The 6,503-nt window shown below is 42.6% G+C and carries 7 protein-coding genes; 1 reads left to right on the top strand and 6 read right to left on the bottom strand.

The features are described from left to right. The first annotated feature begins 235 nt into the window (after positions 1–235). Entirely contained in the window at positions 236–1,135 is a 900-nt protein-coding gene (locus Q0241_RS14730) for an ATP-binding protein (RefSeq protein WP_299378814.1), read from the top strand. A gap of 45 nt (positions 1,136–1,180) precedes the next feature. Here Q0241_RS14730 and Q0241_RS14725 read toward each other — a convergent pair whose 3' ends face one another. From Q0241_RS14725 to Q0241_RS14700, 6 genes are all read right to left on the bottom strand, one after another. Beyond that, on the bottom strand, positions 1,181–2,371 hold the full coding sequence (locus Q0241_RS14725; RefSeq protein WP_299378812.1) for a PP2C family protein-serine/threonine phosphatase: 1,191 nt from the start codon (positions 2,369–2,371) through the stop codon (positions 1,181–1,183). 71 nt (positions 2,372–2,442) lie between these two features. Continuing rightward, on the bottom strand, positions 2,443–2,751 hold the full coding sequence (locus tag Q0241_RS14720; RefSeq protein WP_299378810.1) for an STAS domain-containing protein: 309 nt from the start codon (positions 2,749–2,751) through the stop codon (positions 2,443–2,445). 42 nt (positions 2,752–2,793) lie between these two features. Then, on the bottom strand, positions 2,794–3,999 hold the full coding sequence (locus Q0241_RS14715) for a methyl-accepting chemotaxis protein (RefSeq protein ID WP_299378809.1): 1,206 nt from the start codon (positions 3,997–3,999) through the stop codon (positions 2,794–2,796). Positions 4,000–4,068: 69 nt separating this feature from the next. Beyond that, positions 4,069–5,136 (bottom strand): chemotaxis response regulator protein-glutamate methylesterase, encoded by a 1,068-nt coding sequence (locus Q0241_RS14710; protein WP_366941189.1) that lies wholly within the window; start codon positions 5,134–5,136, stop codon positions 4,069–4,071. Positions 5,137–5,149: 13 nt separating this feature from the next. Further along, the gene (locus Q0241_RS14705; RefSeq protein ID WP_299378807.1) at positions 5,150–5,818 is read right to left on the bottom strand and encodes a hypothetical protein; all 669 of its coding nucleotides are present in this window, start codon (positions 5,816–5,818) and stop codon (positions 5,150–5,152) included. Positions 5,819–5,828: 10 nt separating this feature from the next. After that, the coding region (locus tag Q0241_RS14700; protein ID WP_299378806.1) for a CheR family methyltransferase at positions 5,829–6,503 on the bottom strand (675 nt) is incomplete at its 5' end.

Below are 6,503 nucleotides of genomic sequence, written 5' to 3'. Positions count from 1 at the left end.
AGGTTCTGTTTGGAGGCCAAAGAAGGACACCCGATATTAAATATCGGGTGTGTCGCTTGTGGGGTGATTTGGTTTTGGGTGTGCATTGAATGATTTAGGCGAATGTAAAACTTATTTCTCAGAAACGTTGAACAATTATGGGTTGTTGGTATTTGTCGTTTGTTTATACTTTTGAGGGTTAAATGAAGGGGGGCTTTACTGTAGCCGATGATTATGCCGAGGTCAGGGGGAATTAATGTTTTCCAAAGAACCGCGTATACTTTTGATAGAGCCGGATCAGGCCATTCGAATAGAAATTTGTGATTTCCTGACAGAGAAAAATTTTGAAGTCATCTGTTCTTTAGAGCCGGACAATGTTCTTTTTGATGAAGCTTTAAAAACAGATCCCGTCGGATTAATTTTGATTTCGGACGAATTTGATCGGGATTTACTGTCTGAATCATCTCTGGTTCTTGGGGCTCCTAAAAAGTTACCTCAGCAAATTCCGGCAGTTATCATGACTGAAATTGATAGCGGAAAATCACCGTTGGAATTAGTTGTGCATAACTGGTTCCATACGATTAAAAAGCCGTGTGATTCAGATATTTTATACTCTGTGACCTGTGCGGCGATTAATCAATTTAAGCATATTCGTGCATTGTTAAACGAAATTGAAACGCGCAGCTCTGCGATTGGCTTGATCACGTCTGGAACTTTTGAATTTCAATCCGTGGAAGAAGCCCGAAATTTAACGACAATGTTGAGCTTAGCCTGTCCTGGGGCAGATGGTATTGTAATCGGTCTGAACGAGTTACTTCAAAACGCAGTTGAGCATGGAAATCTTGAAATCGGATATGATTTGAAAACAGAGTTACTTGAAACTGGGCGTTTGTATGATGAAATTCAAAATCGTATCAAACTTGAGCCATTTGATTCAAGATTTGTCAGGGTTAGTTATCAACGAACAGACGATGAAATTATTTTTGTCATTGAAGATGAAGGCAAAGGATTTAACTGGCGTAAATATCTGACGATTGATGATGAACGGATACGGTCAAGTCATGGGCGGGGTATTGCTATGGCAAAGATGATGGCCTTTACCGAACTTACTTATAATGACATAGGTAATCGTGTGACAGCTCGAATTGCTCTATGACTAAGGAGTATCTTATCCCCTGTAAAAATGCGTAACGCATTGTTGTTATAAATAATCAAAGCAAACCGCGGTCAGATCATCACGTAGCTTATTCCCACCTCTTTCAAAGAAGGTCGATATTAATTGATCCAGCAGCTTTGGTGTTGGCCTGCCACCAGTAAGGTACTTTACCAGCCTGATTAATTCTTCACCCTCCAGATATGTATCATTGTTCAGTTTTGTTTCTATCAGGGCATCACTGAACGAAAAGAGGAAATGGTTCTTTGTAAAAGGAACGGTCTGAAGATCATATGCTGCCGTTCTACTTATCCCAAGCGGTAACCCGGTTGTATCAAGGTACTGTAATTTATCGGGTTCTTCCCACAAGCCATAAATAGGCGGAGGGGACGCGGCGCCAGCATAACTCAAGGTGTTATTTTTTGGAGAAATTAAGCCGAGTATCATTGTCGCGTATTGCTCGGTTGGCAGCATATCGCACAAGCTTTGGTTAATGCTGGAAAGCAACTGATCTGGTTCTTGCCATGCTTCACCGACATTAAATAGAAGGGTGTGCAACCTGATCGTGTTTAAGGCTGATACAACGCCATGTCCTGAAAAATCGGCGATAAAGAAGCCAATAGACTCATCACTTAAAGTTCGAACGCCCCAAAAATCACCACCTAATTCTGATGAGGGTTGGCACATGGAAGAAATATTTATACCTGTTTGATCTCGGATTTGGTGGAGATGCTTCGCAGATGGCAAAATGTTTTGCTGTACATCCTTTGCCATTGCCAGTTCGTCGGCAACTCTGGCCCTGTATTTTTCCCGGTTTTCGGTTAGCACCAAACTTTCAAGATGTAAGGTTGTCCGGATAACCAGTTCGAGTGCATTAACAGGTTTGGTCACGAGGTCACTTGCCCCGGCTGCAAACGCTTTAAGGCGTTCTTCGTTGTCATGCATGGCGGTTTGAACAAGGATCGGTATAGATTCTGTTTTTTTCGTCTCTCGTACTTGGTAGCAGACTTCCATGCCCCCCATAATTGGCATGATGAGATCGAGAATAATAAGGTCAGGGGGGGCCGCAGTTATTTTAGCCATAGCTTCCTGACCATTTTCAGCCTGTTCTATATTTTTAAACCCAGCTTTATGCAAAATAAGACTCATAACATCACGTAAAGATTTTACGTCATCAACAACCAAAATTTTCCGGTTTTCTATCAATTCAAAAGGGATGTCATTTGCGTTATGAGTCATGAAAATCCAGACTAGAAACAGCTTATTTATGGTTTTTATTCAAATTCAAAATCAGTAATTACCTATCTGTTTTAATCGTTTGTTATCGGAACGATGGTTCCCAGCTTCGCGAGCGTGAACATTTTCTGCGTCTTCTCTCGGGGATTACTTATCGAGAACTTCCACCCCTCTTCACTTGATCTTTCGTTGGCGACGAGAAACATCCCCAAGCCCGCTGAATCAATATACTCGACGTTCTGTAAGTCCAGTTGAATAGATCGAGCACCTGTTTTTACTGCTGCGTCAATCATATCGCGAAAAATGGGATGATCGGTAAAGGTAAATTCACCTGCCATATAGCACTTTAATAATGATCCATCGGATTTAAATGTATAATCCATTTTGAGGTGTCCTTCCCAGGATTATGGTTCGCAACTAAATTTTTAAAATAACTCTATGTCATCTTCATCGTCTTCAGCTTGACTATTCGTGTCAGGTGTTGATGCCTCGTTACCTGTTTTATCATCCTCATCATATAGAGCGTGCATAATAAAACGTTCGCGCATCTCACCAAGGTGAAATCCATTAATGAGTTGGTTGAGCCATTCTCTATCAAGCTCGGGTGTTATTTCTTCACCAACCTGCTCCTCTGTTTTGGCTTTCATTTCTTCACCGGCTTCGGACAGAACTTTTAAAGCATCAAGAATATTACCAAGTCTTTGACTGGTTCGATCTTGAAACTGGATACCTGTGATCATTTCCGAGACTTGGCGTGTCATGCTGTCAGAATTACTTGCAGAATTTTGGATAGTTGCACTGAAAGCTTCATTGCGTTCTATGAGACAAGTCATGATTTTTTCTATTCGATCTTTGGCCATGATATTTTCAGTCATATCAATAGAGGTGACTTCTTTCAGGTTTATCTGGCTATCAGATAAGGACTGAGAAACATCGGATATTTCTTGCCTGATTTGTCCAGAAAGATCGTTAATGGAATTTGATAATTCTCTTACTCCATCTGCAACAACCGAAAAACCGGCCCCGGCTTCTCCGGCTCGCATGGCTTCTATTTTTGCATTCAGGGCGAGCAGGTTTGTTTGTTTTGTAACTGTTTCAATATCTGTTACTCTGGCTTGAACCTTTTCTACATTGCCAAGCAAATCTTCCATAGCATAGGCCATAGACATTCCGTGTTTTGCGACATGCAATATTTGTTCAACGACCGTGCTAATAGACCCATCCATGACATGGAGAATATCCGTCAAGGTTATTTCTTGGTCGTCAACAACAACTGTACTTGCTGATTCTATTATTGATTTAAGGTCGTCGGCTTGTTTTTGAGAGAAACTGGCGAGTTCTTGGAAGTTTTTAGACAGTTCTTCTGTTGATGTTTCAACAAGGTTACTCGCAACCTCAACCTCTTTCGTCAGCGCTTTAAAAGTTCTTTTTTGGACTTCGGATAAACCGACCCAAAGAGTTAGCAAATCATGCATACCTTCGTGGCTTCCGACGGGGGGGAGCCCAGGAATAACGGGCAAGCTGTGATCGTCTGATGCCCCTTCCTGGTCGACTGTCGCTTCTGGTTCAGCATCATCCATGGTCTTTTCCTTTTCAGGATCATAGATATTCGGTTGTGCTACCATAGCCATAAATTTCTCCTTACAGTGCGAGATATTTCTCTCACGTTGTGTGGTACTGTGTCCGAGGCTTAATTATGTTTACACTCGGATATGCCTGTCTTTTGCTGCGCCACAGGCTGTTAACATTGTTTCCGTCATTTTGTTTAGGGGGACTTGGTGTTCGACAGCACCTATCTCGTACGCTGCTTTAGGCATGCCATAAACAACACAAGAAACTTCGTCTTGCCCGAAAGTTTTTGCGCCAGCTTTCCGTAATTCGAGCATCCCTTCTGCGCCATCTTTGCCCATACCAGTTAGAATAACACCGATGGCATTTTTGCCTGCCGCTTCGCACGTAGAGTTGAATAAAACATCAACTGATGGCTTATGACCTGATACAGCTTCGTCATCGGTTAATTGACAGAGATAATTCGCGCCAGAACGATGAAGCTTTAGATGTTTCCCCCCCGGGGCTATATAAACGTGCCCAGGAAGTACCCTTTCGCCGTGTTTTGCTTCGCTAACTGAAACAGCAGAAATTTTGTTCAAGCGGTCCGCAAAGGTTTTGGTGAATTTTTCTGGCATGTGCTGGGTCACAAGAACGGCAGGGCTATTCGCCGGTAAGTTCTTGATCACAACGCGCAGAGCTTCGACCCCGCCGGTCGAAGCCCCAATTGCGATGATTTTTTCGGTTGTTGAAAACGTGATGTTTGAGAGAACAGATGAATCAAGCGGTGTTTGAGGGTGACGCTCAAGTGTTTTTACCCTTGCTTGTGCCGCATTTTTTACTTTCTGAATAAGCTCATCAGCGCGATTTTCAATGCCACGTTTCATATCCAGTTTGGGCTTAGGGAAAAAATCAACTGCGCCGAGTTCAAGCGCATTGATTGTTGCTTCGGCACCCTGCTGTGTTAAGGAGGAAACCATGACAACGGGCATGGGGCGGAGTGTCATTATCTTTTCCAGAAACGATAAACCATCCATTCTCGGCATTTCGATGTCCAGAGTGATCACATCAGGTAATAGCTGCTTGATCATTTGACGCGCTTGATACGGATCGGGGGCAGAACCAACAACCTCGATTGATGGATCTTGAGATAAAAGGGCTGATAAAAGCTCTCTCATAAGAGCAGAATCATCAACAATAAGGACTTTTACTGGGATCAAAATAACTTCCTACTCAAAATAATTCGACACTGCCTTCGATTTCCTGATGATCAAGATTAGAGCGTAGCTTCCTTTCGTTCATGAGAACTTCTTCGTCAAATGCATGGGGCAAGAGCTTCATTTTTACGATTCCGGTCTTAGGAAAGAAGATAATTTTTCTGGCCTGAGTCCCCCCTAGATGTTGCGATGAAGGTGCGAGATGTTCGTTCTTTAAATAACGTTCAACAAACTGGACATTCTTCTCGCCCACAAGGTTGGATGAATTGAGAACATGTCCCCCGCCAAAAAGTTTAATTTCCAGGCGATTTTTTGCGCCGCCCATGGCGAGAAGATCATTCAATAAGGTTTCCATGGCGTGATTTCCGTACCGCATAGCAGCACTGCTTCCGCCCCATTTTCCTGTGTCGCTTTCCGGGAGCATGAAATGATTCATCCCACCCACACCGAGCGCGGTGTCCCGAATACAGGCACTCACACATGAGCCCAAAGTTGTTACCAGCATTTCGTCATGCCTAGATGTGACATAATGAGTCCCCGGCATGATCTTTACGGCGTAATGCTTGAACTTTGGGTCATAAAACCTTTTGGGTTCGCCTTCGTGTGGATGGCGCAAGTCTGTGTCATCTGAATAAAAGTGATCAGGAATTTTTTTTGATGAGGAGGTGCTTTTATTATCAGTCATTTGTAGCATTTCACCCGCTCCTGTCGTGTCGTTGATAAATGGTTTTACCAATGAGTTTGAGATTGGTTTCGTTGGAAAGGCTTTCAGAATGGCCGATATAAAGCCAACTATCTGGCCTCAACATATTTGCATATCGCTGACCAAGAGACGTTTTTGTTGGTTGATCAAAATAAATCATGACATTTCGGCAAAATATTATGTCGAAAGGTCCTTTCATCGGCCATTTTTCGAGTAAGTTAAGTTGTTTGAAGGTAATAAGATCACGCAGATCAGTACTCATTTTGATTTGAGTGTTCGATATATTTTGTGTGTATTTTTTTCGAAATTTATCTGGCATGCTTTCAGTTGATTTCGCGTCATAAATTCCATTCATACCAGTTTGAAGCATACTGGTATCAAGATCCGTCGCTAAAATCTTAACATCGATAGGAAGTGTCTTTTTTTGCAACTCGCTCATGACGATCGCGATAGAGTAGGGTTCTTCACCAGATGAGCACCCTGCGGACCAGATACGTAGCCGACGCTTTTCTCCTCGGTCTAATTGTAATTGCGTAATCTCTTGGCAAGAATTGTAGAGGTGTTTGAAATGATGGGATTCCCTAAAAAATTTGGTTAAGTTTGTTGTGATTGCATTTATCAGCATACCTGTTTCATCGGCACTCTCAGAGCTATCCAGATACGTCAA

The sequence above is a fragment of the uncultured Kiloniella sp. genome, from assembly GCF_937128705.1.
GTDB lineage: Bacteria > Pseudomonadota > Alphaproteobacteria > Kiloniellales > Kiloniellaceae > Kiloniella.
The sequence above is the reverse complement of the archived record's forward strand: the minus strand, read 5'-3'. Positions and strand labels throughout refer to the sequence as shown.

What these genes read in the sequence shown, in the direction of transcription:
- Q0241_RS14720 (WP_299378810.1), bottom strand. Translation starts at nt 2,751, where the DNA reads ATGGATTATACATTTAAATCCGATGGATCATTATTAAAGTGCTATATG.
- Q0241_RS14725 (WP_299378812.1), bottom strand. Translation starts at nt 2,371, where the DNA reads ATGACTCATAACGCAAATGACATCCCTTTTGAATTGATAGAAAACCGG.
- Q0241_RS14705 (WP_299378807.1), bottom strand. Translation starts at nt 5,818, where the DNA reads ATGACTGATAATAAAAGCACCTCCTCATCAAAAAAAATTCCTGATCAC.
- Q0241_RS14730 (WP_299378814.1), top strand. Translation starts at nt 236, where the DNA reads ATGTTTTCCAAAGAACCGCGTATACTTTTGATAGAGCCGGATCAGGCC.
- Q0241_RS14715 (WP_299378809.1), bottom strand. Translation starts at nt 3,999, where the DNA reads ATGGCTATGGTAGCACAACCGAATATCTATGATCCTGAAAAGGAAAAG.